General features: G+C 39.1%; 18 protein-coding genes. 6 read left to right on the forward strand and 12 right to left on the reverse strand.

What is annotated here, in order from left to right:
- Window positions 1–74: 74 nt before the first annotated feature.
- Window positions 75–2,222, forward strand: coding sequence for an FUSC family membrane protein (locus J2W55_RS21515; protein ID WP_310100951.1), 2,148 nt, complete (start codon window positions 75–77; stop codon window positions 2,220–2,222).
- Window positions 2,223–2,240: 18 nt separating this feature from the next.
- Here J2W55_RS21515 and J2W55_RS21520 read toward each other — a convergent pair whose 3' ends face one another.
- From J2W55_RS21520 to J2W55_RS21565, 10 genes are all read right to left on the reverse strand, one after another.
- Window positions 2,241–2,441, reverse strand: coding sequence for a hypothetical protein (locus J2W55_RS21520; RefSeq protein ID WP_310100954.1), 201 nt, complete (start codon window positions 2,439–2,441; stop codon window positions 2,241–2,243).
- A gap of 370 nt (window positions 2,442–2,811) precedes the next feature.
- Complete coding sequence (locus tag J2W55_RS21525; protein WP_310100956.1) at window positions 2,812–3,330, reverse strand: lipid-binding protein; 519 nt, start codon at window positions 3,328–3,330, stop codon at window positions 2,812–2,814.
- Between the two features lie 13 nt (window positions 3,331–3,343).
- Window positions 3,344–4,030: an immunoglobulin-like domain-containing protein gene (locus tag J2W55_RS21530; protein ID WP_310100959.1), complete on the reverse strand. Its 687-nt coding sequence runs from the start codon at window positions 4,028–4,030 to the stop codon at window positions 3,344–3,346.
- Window positions 4,031–4,049: 19 nt separating this feature from the next.
- Window positions 4,050–5,594, reverse strand: a complete 1,545-nt coding sequence (locus J2W55_RS21535) for a SusD/RagB family nutrient-binding outer membrane lipoprotein (RefSeq protein WP_310100963.1) — start codon at window positions 5,592–5,594, stop codon at window positions 4,050–4,052.
- A gap of 11 nt (window positions 5,595–5,605) precedes the next feature.
- Complete coding sequence (locus J2W55_RS21540) at window positions 5,606–8,794, reverse strand: SusC/RagA family TonB-linked outer membrane protein (RefSeq protein ID WP_310100967.1); 3,189 nt, start codon at window positions 8,792–8,794, stop codon at window positions 5,606–5,608.
- A gap of 643 nt (window positions 8,795–9,437) precedes the next feature.
- Window positions 9,438–10,301, reverse strand: a complete 864-nt coding sequence (locus J2W55_RS21545) for a helix-turn-helix domain-containing protein (RefSeq protein WP_310100970.1) — start codon at window positions 10,299–10,301, stop codon at window positions 9,438–9,440.
- Between the two features lie 9 nt (window positions 10,302–10,310).
- Entirely contained in the window at window positions 10,311–10,679 is a 369-nt protein-coding gene (locus J2W55_RS21550) for a VOC family protein (RefSeq protein WP_310100973.1), read from the reverse strand.
- A 249-nt stretch (window positions 10,680–10,928) separates the two neighbouring features.
- Entirely contained in the window at window positions 10,929–11,555 is a 627-nt protein-coding gene (locus tag J2W55_RS21555; RefSeq protein WP_310100976.1) for a response regulator, read from the reverse strand.
- 13 nt (window positions 11,556–11,568) lie between these two features.
- Window positions 11,569–14,523: a ligand-binding sensor domain-containing protein gene (locus J2W55_RS21560; protein WP_310100978.1), complete on the reverse strand. Its 2,955-nt coding sequence runs from the start codon at window positions 14,521–14,523 to the stop codon at window positions 11,569–11,571.
- A gap of 155 nt (window positions 14,524–14,678) precedes the next feature.
- A complete protein-coding gene (locus tag J2W55_RS21565) occupies window positions 14,679–15,149 on the reverse strand; it encodes a nuclear transport factor 2 family protein (RefSeq protein ID WP_310100981.1) in 471 nt (156 codons plus the stop codon).
- 230 nt (window positions 15,150–15,379) lie between these two features.
- Between J2W55_RS21565 and J2W55_RS21570 the strand changes: the two genes are divergently transcribed.
- The 4 genes from J2W55_RS21570 to J2W55_RS21585 all read left to right on the forward strand — a co-directional run bounded on the left by J2W55_RS21570 (window position 15,380) and on the right by J2W55_RS21585 (window position 18,035).
- Window positions 15,380–16,330, forward strand: coding sequence for an aldo/keto reductase (locus J2W55_RS21570; RefSeq protein WP_310100983.1), 951 nt, complete (start codon window positions 15,380–15,382; stop codon window positions 16,328–16,330).
- Between the two features lie 137 nt (window positions 16,331–16,467).
- Window positions 16,468–17,352: an AraC family transcriptional regulator gene (locus J2W55_RS21575; RefSeq protein WP_310100986.1), complete on the forward strand. Its 885-nt coding sequence runs from the start codon at window positions 16,468–16,470 to the stop codon at window positions 17,350–17,352.
- On the forward strand, window positions 17,342–17,749 hold the full coding sequence (locus tag J2W55_RS21580) for a DUF983 domain-containing protein (protein ID WP_310100989.1): 408 nt from the start codon (window positions 17,342–17,344) through the stop codon (window positions 17,747–17,749). Before J2W55_RS21575 ends, J2W55_RS21580 begins: the two co-directional genes overlap by 11 nt.
- A 133-nt stretch (window positions 17,750–17,882) precedes the next feature.
- Window positions 17,883–18,035 carry a hypothetical protein gene (locus tag J2W55_RS21585; RefSeq protein ID WP_310100992.1) on the forward strand — a complete coding sequence of 51 codons (153 nt, stop codon included), beginning with the start codon at window positions 17,883–17,885 and terminating at the stop codon, window positions 18,033–18,035.
- A gap of 173 nt (window positions 18,036–18,208) precedes the next feature.
- Here J2W55_RS21585 and J2W55_RS21590 read toward each other — a convergent pair whose 3' ends face one another.
- Entirely contained in the window at window positions 18,209–18,535 is a 327-nt protein-coding gene (locus J2W55_RS21590) for a hypothetical protein (protein ID WP_310100995.1), read from the reverse strand.
- 337 nt (window positions 18,536–18,872) lie between these two features.
- Here J2W55_RS21590 and J2W55_RS21595 point away from each other — a divergent pair, with 337 nt between their 5' ends.
- A complete protein-coding gene (locus J2W55_RS21595) occupies window positions 18,873–19,517 on the forward strand; it encodes an HAD family hydrolase (RefSeq protein ID WP_310100998.1) in 645 nt (214 codons plus the stop codon).
- A gap of 7 nt (window positions 19,518–19,524) precedes the next feature.
- On the opposite strand, the gene accC is transcribed toward J2W55_RS21595, so the two are convergent.
- Window positions 19,525–21,009, reverse strand: a complete 1,485-nt coding sequence (gene accC / locus J2W55_RS21600) for an acetyl-CoA carboxylase biotin carboxylase subunit (protein WP_310101001.1) — start codon at window positions 21,007–21,009, stop codon at window positions 19,525–19,527.
- Between the last annotated feature and the right edge of the window lie 77 nt (window positions 21,010–21,086).

Genomic DNA, 21,086 nt, shown 5'->3' on the forward strand with positions numbered 1-21,086 from the left:
ATGAAGCTGAAAGATTTTTATAACTTGCTTGTAGATGGCTTTGCAGCTAACTCAAAAAACATATAACTATTTTGATGAATATTAATACCAGGGAAATAAAAAGCTTTTTTTACAGCCAGTATTTTTCTGATGGTTTGCGTATATCAATTGGCATATTACTACCCTCATTGGTATTGCTGGAATTTAACCAGTTTGAACTGGGGCTTACATTGTCATTAGGTGCACTTTGTATTTGTGTAATTGATAATCCGGGCCCCATTTCCCATAAGCGCAACTCTATGGCGGTGGGCAACCTGTGTCTTTTTCTCGTTGCTGCTATCACCGGCTTTGCAAGGCTCAATATTTTTACGCTTGGGCTTGAAATAACGTTATTCTCCTTCCTTTTCTCCATGTTTACCGTTTATGGCAACCGGGCGGCATCGGTGGGTACCTCGTCCCTGCTCATCATGATATTTATGATGGATAAAGCCCTGCCTGCAAATGGCGTGCTTGCCTATAGCGCAATCATTTTGGCGGGCGGCATATGGTATATGGTGTTCAGCATTATATTTTTTGGAATAAGACCTTACCGGGCTGCACAGCAAACACTTGGCGAAAATATAGCAGATATTGCAAAATTTTTAAGGATAAAAGCAGATTTTTATCTACCGGAAAAGGACATAGACGAAAGTTACCGCAGGCTGGTATCGCAGCAAATACAGGTAAGCCAGCACCAGGACGCCGTTCGTGAACTGTTGTTTAAAAGCCGGCTGCTGGTAAGGGAATCAACCGGGGCCAGTCGGATACTGGTACTCACGTTTGTTGACCTGGTTGATATGTTTGAGCAGATCATGGCCACGCATTATGATTACAGTTATATACGGGAAAAATTTAAAGATACCGGCATACTGAATGAATTTGCCCGCATACTGCACCACATGGCCGATGAGTTGGATGACATTGCCTTTATTGTGCTATCAAACACCAGGCACAGGCACCTGAAAGACTTTAACATTGAGCTGGAAAAACTGAAATTAAAAATTGACGCTATTGGCAATAGCAACCTGGAAACCAGTAACCTGGTTTTAAAAAAAATATTGATCAATCTGCGCACCCTTAGCGAAAGTATTAACAACATCTATAATTATTACAATTCCAAAACGTCTCAAAAATCAACAGAGGTGCGTGGCGATGTAGAGTATTCGCAATTTGTAACCCACCAGGATTACGCGCCGCATATTTTCTTTGATAACTTAACGTTGGGCTCAGGTGCCTTTAAACATGCTTTAAGAGTAGCATTAGTTTGTCTGGTAGGTTTTGTTACTGCTAAAACGGTGGCTCAGGGTCATCATAGTTATTGGGTGCTGTTAACTATCATCGTTATACTAAAGCCCGGGTTCAGTTTATCCAAACAACGCAACTATCAGCGCCTTATAGGTACCATTGGCGGCGGCGCTATCGGCATATTAATATTAAACTTTATACCTGATACTACTGCCCAGTTTATCTTTTTAATGGTATTCATGATAGGGGCATATAGTTTTCAGCGGTTAAACTATGTGGTGAGCGTAATTTTCATGACACCTTATGTACTTATTCTGTTCAAGTTTTTGGGTGTGGGCTTATTAAATGTTGCGCAGGAGCGTATATTAGATACCCTGATAGGTTCGTCAATTGCTTTTATAGCAAGCTATGTAATATTCCCTACCTGGGAATTTGAGCAGATACAGGAAACCCTGCGCGATGTGATCATAGCCAATATTAACTATCTGATAACTATTGCCGAAAGCCTGTCAGGCAAGATAACCGGAACTACCATGTATAAACTGGCCCGTAAAGATGTGTATGTAAAATCGGCCAATTTATCGGCAGCTTTCGAGCGTATGACATCTGAGCCTAAAAGCAAACAGCGTAAAGTAAAAGAGGTACATAAGTTTGTGGTGCTTAATCACATCCTTTCATCATACATCGCTAACATAGCCTCTGGTTTAGTAAAAAAAGAAACACTGCAACCCCATCCGGAGGCACTTAAACTGGTTAAGAAAAGTATATCGGTTTTAAATGAAAGCTGCAAAAAATTACAGAGCCAACCTGTTGAATTTAATATCGGCAAAAATGTAGTAGTTCCTGACGTTGAGAAGCAGGAACTATCAGCAGAAGATAACTTACTGAAAGAACAACTGGGGTTTATTAATAAGATTAGCTATGATATAGCAAAAATTACCGACAACATTTTACAATGAGATTTGTGATTATAATGGCTATCCGCGACCACAAGCGGCCTTGCCATTAGTATTCACACCACCAATCCTCCCCTTTTTTGCATTATCACAGCCTTTCTTAATACAATGTTTCGCATTGCATTTTGACCATACCTCAGTTTTTTTTACATGTTTGCTATTTAAACAAAGCGATGTAAAAAAAAGTCCGCCGGTAACTGCCAGTAGTGTAAATGTTTTCATGTTAAAGTTATATGTAAGCCTAAGACTGGGATAAAGGCGAAAACGTTACAAACAATTTAAAAAAAGTGACTTTCGCATATTTAAATTATGCGGGAGACTTGGCGTAACCTATTAAATTACGTATAAAGAAAAAGTCAGTGACCTCGCGTTACTGACTTTTTTAATTAACTATTAACTGACCAAATATTCTTAACAAAACTATCTGGTTCTTACAAACATAATATGTAAAATAAAAATCAGATATGTGAAAATCACCCATAATAAAGGTTGTTTATAATTGGTCTGATTGTTAACAGCATATCTAAACAATAGTCTATAAAAAACCCGGAGCACTTTCGTGCTCCGGGTTGGCATTAAGAGTTATTAACTATTAATAATGATCATCAGCATCAAAGCGGGTTCGGGCGTAGCCACCAACCTTGTGAAATACCGAAGGATCAGCATCATCGCTAAATGATATCTCAAAATAAATTGAATCGGTTTTTGTCTTAGTGCCCGGCGCAGTTGCTGCTTTAGGAATGATTTTAGCATTTCTGACAGTAAAAGTACTTTCATAATCCTGATTGGCAACATCTTTACCGGAGAAAGTAAGGTTTGGTACATCAGCGTGTAGCCTGCCTTTAATTTGCCAGAAAGGCACCCCTGTTGAGGCATCAAGTCCATCATCCAACCATAAGCTATCGGCCCGGTTTGAAGCGGTATTATAGGTAAATACGGTATAGTAACTGTCACCAAAATCACCTTTACCACCATCCAGTTTTACCCAAAATTCTCCCGCGAGAGATTGTACCTTGGTTCCTCCTATCTTTTCATCCTTTTGGCAGGATGTAAATGCCGCTACTACAAACAACGTTAACGCCGTATATATGATAGTATTTATTTTTTTCATGATTCTGATAAATTTACTGTTTAATAAATGTTCTAACGGAGGTTCCATATCCAGGATTCACAATCTTCATAGAATACTGAGTTAATGTACCACCTGGCCCGGCTACAGTTGATTCGTTATCAGAGCTGGTTACAGATCCATCGCTTGATACCTGTTCAGGAATAAACACTTTGTTACCCGTATTGTTAAACACAACTACGGTTAAGTTTGTTCCAGGAGCACCACCAGGGTTATTTACCGCGTAAACGCCAGGAGCAAGCTTTGTCCAGGCTGCTATTGAACCATTGGTATTTCTGGCATAATTGCCAGAAAAATTGTTCGAGGCAGCTGTTGCATCTGTTGAGTAAACTACCACAAACCTTTGAGCGGTTGCATCAAACCCATCAGAATTTGTTGCGCTGTATGAAATTACGTACACACCGGGCGTGCTGGTATTTACCGTACCTTTTGTAGTCACCTTTAAGGTTGCCGATCCCGCTTTAGCTTCAACTCCGGGTTCTGTATATGCGCTTCCTTTAGCGACAGCTGTGTAATTTACGCCGCTCACCGCTGTGGCGCCTTTTACTGTAAACACAGCGTAATTTGTAATTTTTGATTGACCAACATACCCCGCTTTATAATTGAAGTTATCTTTATTGCAGGCTGTTAACAATATGCTCGATATTGTTAGGATGGCCAAATAATTTATATATCTTTTCATATTCTTATCTATTTAAAATTTATTTATTTGGCAAACCCCACCATACTGGTGTAGTAATTGGAACTTCGGCCGGAGTGCTTGAATTTCTGCTGCGTTCTGAGTCTGGAAAAACCAAACGTTTAGGGAACCTGCCACCAGTTACACCGTTTTTAGAATACACCCATTGACCTGAATGATTTATCGGATGTAAAGGATCTATCCTGGTATCTTCAGTATAAAGAGGATTAGTAGAATAGACATCCGATATTTCCGGATAACCTGTACGCTGTTGATCAAAAAAACCTTCCAATGCATGTGAGTTAGGGAACGAAGCCCATTTTTGATAAATGATCCTTTTTATTTTACGGGCTGTTGAAGCTGAATTAAACGTGTTGTCCCATTGATAAGAAGTATCGGCAGGTGCACTTAAGCTATATTGAGCAAAAGCTGCAGTTACTCCATTAAGAAACTCTGTTTGCGCACTAACTACTCCATAACGGACACCTGCTTCTGCTTGTAAAAAGTGCGATTCGGCTTTGGTTAAGAAATACACCGGGTCTGTTGCCTTAAACGCAGGCGCTGTGGCTGAATAATAACTTGGCTGTGCAGATTGAGGAGCGGTATAGTTGCCCTGGTCAATGGAAATTGGGCTGGCTGTTCCAAAATATACGGTCGCACGAGGATCATTGTGTGCTGTTAGCCAACTTACTAACGTTTTGCTCGCGCGTAAATCGTTTCCGCCTAAATTAAATACAGTATAGGCATAAATAGGATTTCTTTGATCGGTAACATCTGTAAAATAACTAACCTTGTCTGAGCTTTCTATTACCCCGGCGTCGGTATCCAAAAACTGAGCATGAGCTGCATATAGCGCTCTTATACCCGCTTCAGCCTCGGCCGCATGTGTATTTACCATGCGCAAATACATTTTCAATTTTAAGGTATTGGCAAATTTAAGCCAGTAATCCATAGTTCCGCCAAATACGAAATCAGTACTGGCAGAACTACCTACAAATGGAGCGCCTTTATAATCCGTAGCTAAGGCAGCATCAATTTCAGCTATTAAGCCCTTGTAAATGGCAAAGCCATCGTCAAATTTAGGATTTAACTTGGCTGCTCCCTGAAAAGCTTCAGTATATGGTACTTTATCATATAAATCAACAAGCACTTCATAAGTGTAAGCTTTCATCACTGTACACATTAAATAAAAATTGTACAGTTTGGCCTCTTTTGCCTTAGTAATACCTAACTGGTAATCGGCGAGTGCACCAGCAAATAATTCGTTGTAACCACGGTTAAAATCCTGCCTTTGCAAGTTATATGAATCAATGGTTTTAAACTGGTTAGCGATGGGCGACTGCGTCCAGTATTGTGACCATATGCCACCAATGATATCCAATTCGCCTCCTACCTGGCCTGCTGTAGACATCACAGCCGACGGGAATAAAACCTGAGGGGTGGCTTTCTCAATTGGCGGATCGTTTGGGCTTACGTTTATATCATTTATTTTACTGCAGCCAAATGATAATGATGTGGCAGCCAGTATAACGAATAGTGATTTAATTTTTATATTTTTATTTTTCATGATGCAAATAATTAAAATGTAACTTTTAGTGAAGCACCATAATACCTTAATGGTGGAGCTGTTCTGAACTCTCCGTACTCACTTGCCAAATCAGTTCCGTAGTTAGATACTTCCGGATCTACAACATGGTTACCTGAAGGGAGCCAGGTAATTAAATTTTTACCAAACACGCCAACTGTTGCATTTGATGCCCCCAGTTTTCTGAGGAACGTTTTTGGCAGGTTGTAGGTTAAAGTTACCTCTCTTAATTTAACAAAGCTTCTGTCTAATATATCTCTTGACCATGCCAACGCTTTGTTTGATGTTGTGTAATAGAAGTCATCATTGTTAGCCTCGGTTATTTGTGTAGTATTTTCTCTATATCCAATTACGTTACCCGCATCGTCCAGTACCCTTTGAACAGAGTTTGGAACGATGAATGGATTACGGTCATTGTAAGTAGTTTTAGGATCTGCACCAACAAAGTTAAATAAGTCAGCAGTTCCAGAATAAAACTTACCGCCTTTATCCCACTCTAAGGTAAAGCCTAAAGCGAAATCTTTTACACGTACAGTGTTATTAAAGCCCATTACAAAGTCATGCTGAAAATTACCGTAGGTGCCATTTTCAGCAGCCGCAATAGGATAACCCTGGCTATCAACGATAACATGCCCCTGAGGATCATATGCCGGAACCGGTGCCTGTAACAAACCAAGCGGCTGACCTGCCATTGCTACGAACTGACCACCATATCCATCAGCATTCAGTATAACTTTATCTAAACCAGGAGGTAATGATTTTACCATAGTCCTGTTACGTGAAAAAGTATAGTTAAAATCCCACTTAACCCATGAGGTTTTTACAGGGGTTGCATTGAGCGCCACTTCGTAACCATGTTCTGTAAGCTCGCCAAAGTTGATCAGCTGACTTGCGTAACCTGTTGAAGGCGCGATGGGCACATTAAGTATCTGATCTTTACGAATCTTGTGGTAATAAGTAAAATCTAAACCTAAACGGTCATCTAAAAACCTAAACTCTCCACCCAGCTCATAATCTTTTACGCGCTCGGGTTTTAAACCGGTAGTATATAATATATCGTTTATACTAAAGCCTGCTACTCCGTTAAACGGAAACAGTAGGTTACCAAAACCCAGCGACGAATTAGTTTGCTTCAAAGTATTATATATCTGGTACGGACCTGTGTCACTACCAGTTTCACCATAGCTACCTCTTAATTTAACATAGGTTACTGTTTTATTGGTAAATCCAAGTGCTTGTGATAACACATAAGCGATATTGGCCCCGGGATAAAAATAACTATTGTTACCTGTTGCCAGTGTTGATGTAATATCGTTACGGCCGGTTACGGTTAAATACAAATAATCTCTGAAACCCAATGTTCCCTGAGCATAAAAACCTACTAAACGCTGGTGAAGTTTTGTTTCCGTAGAAATTGGTTTATTAGAACTGTTTGATAGGTTAAAAAAGTCGGGTATGGCCAAAACCTCAACAGTGGAAATATGTGATCTTGAACCCCTGTCATTATAGTTGACACCAATAAGGCCGTTAATATCAAAATCAGTACTGAACTTTTTGTTAAACAGTGCCTGTAATTTACTATCATACTCAAAATTTTGGAAGTTATCCTCTTCAACACTACCCACGTCTGGTTTTCTTACAGCACCCTCGGTATTAGCTCCGCCAACCCAGCTGCCCGGAAGCGGATAGTTTGAATTGTACCAAATTCGAGCGCCGGAGTTAGTTACGTCGGCTCCCTGCTGGAAGTTAATGGTTAACCAATCGGTTGCTTTAAAATTCAGATTGATATTACCATAAAAACGGTCACTTTTGCTTCGGCTGCCATTCTCATTCAAATTCCAGTATGGGTTCTCGGCAAATGGAGTGTAGTAATTATCTACATTAAAGAATGTATTTTTATAATCCCTTAAATCCTTAATTGGAATGTTGCCAGGAATTTGCAAAATATTTTCATAAAACGTTGTACCTACACCAGTTGGCCCCTGCCCTGTTGCAACAAAGTTTCCAACTTTTGATACGTAGTTCATAGAAACGTCGGCCGAGAATTTTTTATAGGAAGTAGTTCCTCTAAAAGAAAAGTTGTTCCTGTTAAATTTATCAGCCGGACCTGGTAAAACACCATTTGAATGAATGTTGTTATATGATATCAAATAAGTTGATGCATCAGTACCACCTGCAATAGATATGTTGTTATTTAGCTCCAATCCACGATCAAAAGCGTCTCTTACGTTATTTTTTATAAACGAAAACGGCCTTATCAATTGTGCATTGTCAACAATGGAACCCCAGGGCAATGTCTGGCCTGTATATTTAGGACCCCAGTTTCCGTTTTCACCCAATACAAAGTGTCCATCCCAGCCTTGTCCAAATTCACTCTGTGGTTTGTAAACAAAAGCAACATCTGTTACCGTAGCTGCCGATGAAAAGTTAACAACCGGAGCTCCGGCTTTTCCTTTTTTGGTAGTAATCACCACAACACCGTTTGAACCGCGTGAACCATATATGGCAGATGCGGCAGATCCTTTCAGGAATGATATATTATCAATGGAGTTAGGATCAATGTCGTTGGCGTTGTTACCAAAGTCAAAATTATCATCAGAACCAGACCGCGCATTGTTCAAGGGCACCCCGTCAATTACGTATAACGGAGCATTTGAACCAGTTAAAGATGTGTAACCACGTAAAATAATTTTGGTTGAACCGCCAGATGCACCAGATACGTTTGAAATGTTAACACCTGCTATTTTACCTTGTAATCCACCAAGCGCGTTAATAGATGCAGATCTGTTGATGTCTTCATTCTTTACTGTAGTTTGTGCATATCCTAAAGTTTTTTTCGCTTTGTTGATACCTAAACCAGTAACTACAATTTCGCTCAATTGCTTGCTATCTGTTGATAGTGTAACATTAATGATGTTTTTTGTAGCAACTACCTCTTGAGTAGTATAACCAATGAATGAAAATACCAATGTTGAACCATCGGCCGCAGAAATGGAATATTTACCATCATTGCTCGTTTGAGCTCCCTGGTTGGAGCCTTTAATTTTTACCGTTACCCCTGGAATTGGCAAGCCGTCGTCCTTTGAGGTAACAGTACCGGTTATGGTTTTATTTTGTGCAAAGGCCATTGAAACCGTGCCGAAAAAACAAACCATGAAAATTTTAAGTAATTTATGCTTCATGCTTTTAAAATTATTTATAGAATATACTTTTTTTTATTTTTTACGTTTTAGCTTTATCAGAAAGCTAATTTAGCTTAGTAAGCTAAGTATCTGTTTGTATTTGTTTATATTTCATATTTTGTGAATTTTCTAATTATAGTTCTTTTTAAAATTTAGAACTAACAAATGCAAAGTCTCCTCCACTCCTGGAAAAAACTCCTCTTAACTATTAACTGATTATAAAGAACAAACGAGTAACTTAATATCTTAATGAATTATTTTTATGTGTTTTGAGTTATGTCATTAACAAAATAATTTCTTATATGATCAATGATTAAAGCCAATTGAAGGGGAGTGCCAATTGGAGAAAAATGCCTTATTCTCAGGTACATTTAGTTCATACCAGGCGTAAATGTCGAAATGAATATTAGTTGGATTAAGCAGGTGCTATTATCATAAATATGTGTTTAATAGTTAATTATTATATAAGTCTAAATTACAACTTATTTGACTAATACCAAACACAATAATAACATATGAAAATGTAGGCGGATATGCGATAATCACCATTTTGATAATTTTCGCATATCCGCCTACACCTATTTCAGGGGTGACTTATTATAATAATATTATTAACCACCGAGCAACATAAAACACAAGCCGCTCAGGCTATTTGCCTATATTTTAGAGGGGTAATTTTGTAATGTGTTTTAAATAATCTGATAAAAGAACTCGAGCACTCAAAACCAATAAGATTTACTACCTCATTAATTGGATATGTTGTACTTTTTAACAATAATTGGGCTCTTTTTAAGCGTAATTGTATCAAAAACTGGTGCGGAGTTAAATTAAAAGCTTGTTTAAATGTGCGTAAAAGGTGATTAACTGACAGACAGGAATGTTCGGCCAGGTCTTCGAGGCTTATATTTTGGTTATAGTTGCTATATAAATATTCTTTAGCCAGGTTAAGTCTGCGCAAGATCTCAATTTTAGTACTTTGGTTTAAAAAATGAAGCTTTTCTGCTTTTTTAAGTATTTCCTCATTATAAATGCTGAAATAGTTGATTAGGCAATGGGTTAAATATTCATTTATCAGCAGTTCATCATGCATGCCATTATCAAGGTATTGTTTAAGATGAGATACGTTATACATAATATCCCCTGTGAAAGGATAAATAGTTTCATCAAATTCCTGCCGTTGTTTGTAATTGCTTTTAGTTAATAACCGATTATCAGTAAAAGCCCAATACTCCTTAAAATCTTCTAAAAATTGCTGATCAAAATTAATACTGAATGATTGCACAGGCATGCTTGAATCAGTATCGGTTGAGTATTGTGTGCCCCGGTTCAATATCAAAAAAGAATCGGGATATATTGATAAATGCCGCTTGCCTATGTCATAACGCTCATTTCCTGAGAATACAAATCTCAGGCTAAAATCTGAGCTGTACTGTTGGTTTTGCCCGTGACTGCTGGTGCGGCTGTATATTTTATTATTGTTCCGCAATGTTTTTGAATAATCCATCATATAAAAATTTTATATTTCAGTATAATTTCTCTCTTCTAACAGAATAAACCGGTTGCCTGCCGGATCTAAAAACTCGGCCGCCAGCCCGGTAGGCAAATACCTGGGCGCAGCATAAAAAAACACCCCGGCAGTTTTATATAAATGATAATCTTTAAGGCAATCTTCGGTATTCAATATAATGCAGCTCTTAAAAACGTTAGCACCATTGCTTTCTGCCACAACAAGTGCTACATCTATATTACTGGCCTGTAATACGGTGTACTCCTCTCCTTCTGAAAAACAAGTATTGCCAATAGCGTTAAACCCCAGTTTTTGGGTATAAAAATCTATTTGTGCGTCAACGTCCTCTGCAAAAACAGGAATGTATTTCAGTTTCATGTTACAATAATTCTTAGCAAAAATTTTGGATATCAACCTCCCAACATCACAGCATGATAATTAGGGTGATAATTTTTAGTGAGGTTACAGCGGCCGGTCAGTTAAAACCACTGTACAATGCCAAAGTTAGCTTAACCAACAAGGCTGTGTATCCCCCAAATAGGGGGATTTATTTTTTATTTAATAATAATAAAGATAGTAAAAACAGCCGCAAAACAGGCTGCCTAACCGTGTAAAGCATTATTTATGTCAGATAAGCTTATTTTGTTTTGCCATTTTTATAGCGTCGGCACGGGAGTTTACGTCAAGCTTAACATATATATTTTTAATGTGACTACGTACGGTTTCAAGGTCGATAAATAATTCTTTTGCTATTTGGCTACGGCTTTTTCCGTCACCAATAAGTTCCAGTATTTGTGTTTCGCGTTTAGACAATGGCGATTCCTGGTTTTTTTGAAATGAGCGTATAACCAATTTGGCTATGTTAATGCTCATGGGTCCTCCGCCTTCTTTTACTTCTTTGATCGATTCTATTATTTTAACCGAAGGTGTGTTTTTTGTTAGATATCCTGAAGCACCATTGGCCAGTGCATTGAATATAAGTTTCTCCGATTCGTAAACCGTTAATATTAATATAAAGCATTGTGGCAGTAACCTTTTTAACTTAGGAATGGCATCAACTCCGTTAGTGCCCGGCAATTCAATATCAAGAAGTATCACATCAGGCTTATCGGTAGCAATTTTTTTGGCAGCTTCGTCATATGAACAATAGGTACTTACTACCTCGTAACCCTCTGTTGCTCCAATTAAATAGGCATAACCACTTCTTATGGTTTCATCGTCCTCAATAATGGTTATTTTTATATTGCGATTCATTTGTGGCTTATAATTATCCAATAATATTTTTCTTGAATTTCAATTCAACCGAAGTCCCTTTCCCGGTTTCTGATACAATAACCAATTCGGCATTAATACGTTTGGCCCTTGCTTTTATATTGTGCAAACCATGCCCTTTTGTTAAAGTTTCGCAGTTAAAGCCTTTGCCATTATCTGTAAAACGCAGTACCACCTCATTTTTATCGGCGCTGGCCTTTTTCAATATAACCTTGCTTGCTTCTGCATGTTTAAGTGCATTGTTAAGCAGCTCTTTAAATATCATGGTAATATTACGGCTATACTCCATAGGTAGCTTAATTTGCTGCAAACCTTCGTCTATATCCTCAAATTTAAAATCAGTAGGCATGTCCTGAAAAAGTTCAATTCCAATTTCTTTTATGTGGATCAACGTTTCGTACAAATTATCGCTTTTAGGATCAAGCGCCCACAAAATATCCTTTGTACCATTGTAAAGAGCGGCTGCGTTTTGCTTGATCTGATCAACAAGACCACGCTGATCTGTTTTATCCTGATCGATCTTAGCATTTAAAATTTCTGAGAGTATGGCTATACGGGTAAGCTTATTACCCAGATCATCATGAAAGTCTTCGGCGGTTTGCTGTCTTATCTTAATCTTCTCTTCACGTTTCATAGCTTCAATTACCTGCTGTCGCTGTATTTTGCTATGGTGCCAGATATTTTGCAACCCAAACCCTATCAAAACAAAAAACAATATTGCTGAAATCTGAAAAGTTAGTGTTTTGTAAAATGGCGGCACTATCTCAAAACTGAAATCAGCAGTGCTTGCCGATACCTTACCATCGGGACTGATCGCCTTAACCTTAAAGGTGTAGTTGCCCGGCGGTAGTGATGGATATTCAACAACATTATTTTTCACTGGGGAACAAAACGTACTGTCAAGGCCAACCAGTTTATAGCGGTATGATACCCCTTCAGGGTTTTTTAAATAAATACCTAAAAAAGAAATAGCCAGATGATTTTGATTGTAATTCAGCTTTGCCCCATCAGCTAAGTAAGTATAATTAGTATCGATGCTGTTACCTATCTGGGGCATTAACTTTATGCTCTCAATAAGGATATGCGGAGGTGCGGACTCGTGCATTTTTATCCGGGTGTTATAAACCATAACCGCCTTTGTAGTACCTACCCAAATTTGATGATCTTTATAAAGTATAGCGTTTTGATTGGTTTCAAATACCGGCTCTTTTGAGCCGGTATTATCAATAACCGTAAATTTTTTAATATCGGGGTTAAACTGCATGCGGTTTACCCCTTTACCAGTACCAATCCATACTTTACCAAATTCATCAGCTATCAAACTATATATGGTATTAGCCTTAAGGCCATCGTTTATAGTATAATTCTTTAAATGACCGGTTTTCATATCCCAGGTAAACAAACCACGGTCATCAGTACCGATCAGCATCAGATTGCGGTATTTAAGCATGGCCAGAATGGCGGAATTCTTGAGCGAATTTTGGTTGAAAGTGTTAACTACTTTTTTGTTTACCGAAAGCACAATGCCATTTTGCGTGCCGATAAACACAGAGTCGCGCCCGGTTACCACCAATGACGATGAAAAGGCAGGTATTCCCTCCAACTGTTTCAATAAGCCGTTCTCAATATAATAACCACCCATAGAAGTTGCCAGCCAGATAACCCCGCTGCTATCTGCCGTTATGCAATTATAACCTATGCCATCACTATCCTTTATCTGTTTGAAACCATTTTTATTATACTGCCATAAACCAGCCTGACTGGTTCCTATCCAGGTAGTTTTATTTTTATCAGTATATAAACATTGTATGCCTTTTAAATATTTAGGGGTTACAGGTGTAGGTATATTGGTTAATTTCCGGCCATCATATCTTATCAGTCCGCCGCCATCGGCACCTAATAAAATATTGTCGTTCCAGTCTTTGGTAAGGGCCATTACTATCTTTGAATCAGGCAAACCCTGCGAGGCATCAAAGGTTACATATTTACTCCCTTCGCATCGGTATATACCATTACCAAGACTGCCAAGCCACAAATTATCATCAGCATCTTTATATATGTCGGCTATAGAGTTATCTGTTAGTCCGTTTGAAGAATTATAATGAATCACCTCGTCGTCAAAAATACAATAAGCTCCATTGTCGGTACCTATCCATAAGCCTTTATAAGCGTCCTGCTCCAAACTGAGTAACTGTCCTTTTACAGCAGCCATTTGCCCGGGCGCGTACGGCCTTACTTCGTTGTTATTAATATAATATAAGCCATTCCAGGCCAGGAGATATGTTTTTTGCTTATCAAATCTGTCAAAAAGTATTTTTCTAACGGGTATTGATCCATAATCTCCCTTAAACGCAGTGCTAAGGGTCCATTTATTATTTTTAAAACTGTATAAACCGCTTTTATAAACAGCGGCATAAAGTTTTCCCGAACTATCAATAGCTATGGTGGTTACTTTGGCGCTGTCATCAAATATTACAGGCTGCATTTTATCGCCTGTAATTTTGAAAAGCTCGTAACTCATTACTACCCAAACTGTCCCGGTTCCATCCTGAACGATATTAGTAACTACGTTGCCCTTATGAGACACAACCGGTTTGTAGTTTTTGGTTTTGCCATTATAAAGCATTGCTACCCCATCAAGCGTACCAAACCAGGTTCGCCCTCCTTTATCTGAGAGAACAGCGCTTACAAAATTACTGGGTAAACCGTTTTGCCTGGAGTACCCAAAAAAATCCTTTCCATCAAAACGACAAGCCCCGCCAAACGTACCTATCCACAGGCGATGGTTGTTATCCATTGAAAATCTGTTTGCCTGCGACTGTATCAGCCCATCTTCTATATCATAGTGAGCAAACGTATATTTTTGCGCAAAAACCTGGTTTGCTTGTATTAAACAAACAAATGCCATACACACAATCCCAACCGCCCTGATAAAAAAATTATTGTTCAATTCAACACAGTTTAAATAGCCCGCGGTAATACCGCAATTAATATTCAAAATAAAGCTAAATAAAATAAAAAAAATCACCCTTTTGGGGTGATTAATGTCACAGGGCCGAATTGATAAAAGCCTCGTGAACTATATAATAAGATCAGTTAAAAAATTCAGTTTTTGGCGGTTACCGGGCTGCCATTATCAGGTGTTTCAATATCATCAAACATTTTGTAAACCTGCGTAATTTTCCATTCTTGTTTGTCATCCCTTTCAACTACAAGGTAATTATGCTGTATGTTATTTTGATAGCTAAAGTCGACCCTGGCAATCACCAGTGCATCACTTTTAGCAAGCACTTCATAATTCGACTGGCAATTTTGTTGTGTACCGGCGCTGCTTTTCATTGCTTCAATCAAACTTTCTTTACTTTGTTGAATTACCTTTTCACCACGGGGTATCTTTAAAGTGGAATTTTCATCCAGCACTTTGTTAAGTTTTTTATAATTCGAGCTCATGTGGCTGTCAATAAAATCCTTGATCACGGCTGTATAATCAGCCTCGGTTTTGGGACCAGTATAGGCAAAGGTAGCGGTGACCGATAATAAGCTTATTATGCAAGCCACTAAAAATTTACTTTTCATTGTGATATTTTTTTTATCAAATGTCACTATGGTTATACAACTAAAATGTGTGTGAACCACCTTAAAAATATGCGTATAACACCATTTGGTCATTAATTTGTCAGTACTTATCTTATTCTTTTAAACCGTAAAAATTCTTTAAACCCCAGTTACCTATTTTTTCCATTTGCTTACAAACAATTATGCTTTACAGCACTTCTATTAATTTAGATTCCTTTAATTAAACACCTATGGAAAAACGTGAATTGGGCAACTCAGGCATAAAAACAGCGCCATTGATTTTTGGTGGCAACGTGTTTGGCTGGACCGTGAAAGGTAACACGACCGCGGTTTTACTGGATTCGTTTTTAGACGCAGGCTTTAACGCCGTTGATACCGCCGATGTTTACTCAACCTGGAAACCAGGCAATAAAGGCGGCGAATCAGAAACGGAAATTGGCAAATGGCTTAAGCAAAGCGGTAAGCGCCAAAAGGTGATCATAGCTACCAAAGTAGGTGCAGAATTCAAAGATGGTAAAAAAGGGCTGAAAAAGGAATATATCATTAAGTCTGCCGAGGATTCATTGAACCGCCTGCAAACTGATTATATTGACCTTTACCAATCGCATTATGATGATCCCTCCACCCCGGTTGAAGAAACGCTGAGGGCATATGATCAGCTAATTAAAGATGGTAAAGTAAGAGCCATCGGAGCTTCTAACTTTTCGGTCGAGCGGTTTCATGAATCACTTAAAGTAAGCAAGGAAAAAGGACTGCCCCCTTACCAAACGCTGCAACCCGAGTATAACCTGTTTGACAGAGAAAATTACGAAACTACGTTAGAACCATTTATAAAAGAACAGAATGTGGGTGTTATTACCTATTTTTCGTTAGCCAGCGGCTTTTTAAGCGGAAAATACCGGTCGGCTGCAGATCTGGAAAGCAGTAACAGGGGCGGTTCAGTTAAAAGATATTTAACGGAACGCGGTTTCCGTATTTTAAAGGCCCTGGATGAGGTAGCAGCACAATACGACACCAGGCCTGTTACCATTGCTTTAGCGTGGTTAATTGCAAGGCCCGGCGTAACTGCACCTATAGCAAGCGCAACAAGTGTGTCACAGCTTAATGAACTTACGCAGGCCGCAACGCTGCAATTAAGTAACCAGGCCATTGAAACGCTGAATATAGCGAGCGCTTATTAGAGCCGGTCAAAGATCGCTTTTAATGTTTTGCGCTAAACATCGTTACTTAATGGCATTAATCAATTATCGTTGAATAATACCATTCAAAATAAAAATAGTACCATTATATATGGTAATTTGATGAGTAACTTTGTTTTATGTTACAAAACATACCACTATATGATATATGCTCCTTATCTGATATAAATCAGGATGATATACTCATAAGCCGGTTTGCGCCATACCTGGATACACATAAAAATCTGTTCACTACGCATAGGCACTCATTTTATCACCTGGTATTATTTACCGCCGGCGGGGGAACGCACTCTATAGATTTTGAGAATTTTGAAGTTAAGCCCGGTCAAATTTATTTCATGATACCCGGGCAGGTACACTCCTGGGCCTTTGAGGGTTTTACGGATGGTTACATTATTAATTTTTCGGCCTCATTTATCCAGTCATTCCTGTTGCAACATGGCTACCTGGAAAGTTTTTCATTTTTTAGCGGCAACCTGGCAGACGCGGTGATCAATTTACCCGACCAAACCTATAAAGCTATAAAGCCCCTGTTTGAAGCTATTTTGGCCGAAGCTGCAACACCGGCTTTATCGGCAGGTGATATGGTTAGGTTGTTAATGTTACAGATATTTATATTGGTTAACCGGGTGGGTGTCGCTTCAGTACTAAACGGCAACGCGTCATACAATCAAACCCTTATTAAAAGCTTTAAAAATTTAATTGAACACCATTATACCGATGTGAGGTTGCCAAAGGATTATGCAGCTATGCTGTATATAACCCCAAACCACCTCAATGCTGTTTGTAAAGATATAATGGGGATATCAGCCGGTGAGCTTATCCGCAACAGGATATTGCTGGAGGCCAAACGTATGCTTATCAATCAAAAATTAAGTATCAGTGAAATATCATTAAAATTAAATTTTAGCGATAACTCCTACTTCACCAAGTTTTTTAAAAAACTGGAAAATATTACTCCCGAAGAATTCAGAAAAAAATTAATAAACGATCATGGAAAATAATAAATATAAATTAGACGTATGGCCAGCCTTTATACATGCCAAATGCCCCCGTTGCAGACGCGGTGATATGTTTGCCAATAAGATGTATGGTTTTCAGGGACAAGTTATGCATAAAACATGCTCGCACTGCGGCTTGGTTTATGAAAGAGAGCCCGGCTACTTTTATGTGGCCATGTTTGTAAGCTATGCCTTTAATGTTGCCGAAATGGTAACCATAGCCGTTGCCATTAGTGTATTAACGGGCAGCCACAACCCATGGTTATATGTTACCATTATATTGGCTTTTGCAGTAATACTGTCGCCTTTTAACTTTAGGTATTCAAGAGTGATACTATTATACTGGCTTACCCCCGGGCTGCATTACCACCCCGAAATGAGCCAGGATAAAACCAACTGACCTTTACGCTTTCTTTTGATGGCAAACAGCGTCTGCAATTAAAACCTGCAGGCGCTGTTTTTATAAAGCTTAATATTTAAACCTTGTTATTCATGTTTCGTCAAATCCATATAAAACTTTACCATTTCACACTATGAAATCGAAATTAAATATGATAAAAAAAGACCTGTATAACGTATTTGTAATGGGCAATGCTGATGACAGGCAATTGGCAAGGATATACTTTTTATTAGCAGTACCTCTTTTTACACTGTTTTGCATATTCGGGAATTTTCCCAAATATTAACTTGCTGGAGTAACCATACTTACGGGGCTTGTAAGCTTCGTAAGTATTCAAACATATCACAAGCCAAATGTCAATTTGTGAACATGGGAGAGCCATTTAAACAAAACAGCCATTACATTGCTGTAGTGACTGTTTGCCAACTGTTCCCTAACTAAATTAAACTAACTAAAAACTCAATTCTTATAAATATTGCTTATACCGGCTATTTGACTAATAGCGGTTTGTATATTTTTAAAACCAAAAACATCCTTATAATAACATTGGTTATCAGTCCACCTTCTCGCTTTTAAAAGGCTCCTGTAATTAAAAGATCCTGCTATATCAGCTGTACGTTCGCCTTTAGTTCTTTGCGAGCCATCAGCATGATTGCTATTGTCCCGGTTTAAACCGGATGGTTTATCACTGAACGGTGCTTTGCTGTTTGTTGTAAATATATTGGCACACGCAACCAACAAAAGAGATACAAACACAAAAATTAAAAAGTGATAAAAAAGCTTCATGGTAAATGACTTTAAATACCTGATCTGTCACGTTCCAGCATTAATTCAAAGTTAATCTTTACAAAGCCAAAAGTAATAGGGGTTTTCACTGATTTCCATACGTAGTTTTACGCAATTTTTAAATATCATAAGGAAATAATGAATAAATTACAACTAATAATTAATCAGCCAAAATTGGTGGCGCTCCACAATTAACCAATGATTAATAAAAAGCGATATCAATCTAATGTTTCACATCGTCAAACAAATTAATAGTTCAAGTCCAAAGCTTTAAAATATGAATTACTTTCATTGAAGTAACCGCTTCAGAAAATAATCTCTTACTTTTGCCGACGCTATGGATACCTCACTAAATAATAAATTCGACAGTATAATTTTTGATCTTGATGGCACGCTTTGGGACAGCACAGCCAATGTGGCCCTGGCCTGGCAGGCTGCAGTTTCAAAGGTTGACTATATTGATGAAGAAATGACCATAGAACGGGTAAGATCCATCACCGGGATGACCTATGACGCTATTTTTGATAAGCTGTTCCCTGATCTTGACACAAAACAGCGCAAAGAAGTACAAACCCTTTGCGCTGTCAGCGAACTCGAAATACTGCACACCAAAGGCGGTGAATTATATCCGCAATTGGAAGAAACCTTAAAATATCTTGGTACAAAATATAAGTTATATATAGTAAGCAACTGTCAAAGCGGCTATATCGAAGTGTTTTTAGATCTGAATAATATGCACCCTCACTTTTTAGGCCACCAATGTTTTGGCACAAAAGGTAAACCGAAAGCTGATAATATTAAAGATATTGTAAATGATCATCAGCTTAAAGCTCCGGTTTATGTAGGCGATACTATGGGCGATTATACAGCCGCTACCCAGGCTGGCGTGCCTTTCATTTTTGCAAGCTACGGCTTTGGCATAGTACCCGAAGGCATGGTAGCAACAGTAAACAGCTTTAGTGAATTAACCGAAATACTGTAATATTCACTTATTGCAACCTGCTTCGGTTTTTTACCCAATTACTTACTTCTGTGGTTTGGGTGGCTACTGTATTGGCTTTCTTTTCGCTAAGCAGCTGTTCCATAATAATAGCGGCTATGGCAGCCTCTTCTTTGTTATCGGAATTCAGTACATCGGGGGTAAAATACTTTTTAACAAAGTGGGTATCAAAATTGCCTGATGTAAATGCTTCATGCTGCATTACAAACCTGCCAAAACCCAAAGTGGTGGTTATTCCGGTTATCTGGTATTCATCAATGGCCCGCAGCATACGCTCAATAGCTTCCGTGCGGTTTTCACCATAAGCTATCAGCTTGGCTATCATCGGATCATAATAAATGGGGATTTCCATGCCCTGCTCAAAACCATCGTCAACCCTAACTCCGGCTCCCCTGGGGGTAATATAAGTTTGCAAAGTGCCTATGTCCGGTAAAAAGTTATTGGCCGGATCTTCGGCATAAACCCTTAACTCAATAGCATGGCCCCGTATCTGCAGATCGCTCTGTTTAAAACTGATGGCTTCGCCCCGGGCAATACGTATCTGCTCCTTCACCAGGTCAATCCCGGTTATCAGTTCTGTTACGGGATGTTCTACCTGCAGGCGGGTGTTCATTTCCAGAAAGTAAAAGTTAAGCTCATCGTCCATAATAAACTCAACCGTACCGGCGCCGGTGTAGTTTACGGACCGCGCCACATCAACGGCACACTTTCCCATTTGCTCCCTGAGTTGCGGAGTAAGTACTTTTGAGGGAGCCTCTTCAATTACTTTTTGGTGACGGCGCTGTACAGAGCAGTCACGCTCAAAAAGGTGCACTATGTTGCCGTGTGTATCGCCTAAAACCTGTATCTCGATATGCCGGGGTGAAGATACGTAGCGTTCAATAAAAACAGATCCGTCGCCAAAAGCCGAGGTAGCCTCAGACACGGCCAGTTGCATCTGTTCTTCAAATTCAGCAGGGCTGTCAACAATACGCATACCCTTGCCGCCTCCCCCTGCCGCTGCCTTAATAAGTATGGGGAAACCAACCTCAACAGCCCGTTTCTTGGCCTCTGCAACATCCGTAATAGCTTCCTCGGTACCGGGAACCATAGGAATGTTGTACTTTAAAGCTGCAGCCTTGGCCGACAGTTTATTCCCCATCACCTCCATTGCTTCGGGTGACGGACCAATAAGTACCAGTCCCGCGGCTTTAACCAGCCTTGCAAAAGCAGCATTCTCGCTCAAAAATCCATAGCCGGGATGAATCCCTTCCGCCCCGGTTTGGCGGCATGCAGCAATAATTTTCTCGCCGTTTAGGTATGACTGGCTGGAAGGCGCCGCACCTATATAAATGGCTTCATCTGCATATCGTACATGCAGCGCATTACGATCGGCATCTGAATATACGGCAACAGTTTTAATACCCATTTCGCGCGCAGAACGCATTACTCTTAAAGCTATTTCGCCCCGGTTGGCAATCAGTATCTTTTGCATTTAACAAATGTAACGGATTTGTGCTTTGTAAGGCAGTAAATTCCGTTTTCGCGAAAAGTTTCGAAAAATTGTGAGTT

The sequence above is a fragment of the Mucilaginibacter pocheonensis genome (assembly GCF_031456535.1).
Lineage (GTDB): Bacteria > Bacteroidota > Bacteroidia > Sphingobacteriales > Sphingobacteriaceae > Mucilaginibacter > Mucilaginibacter pocheonensis.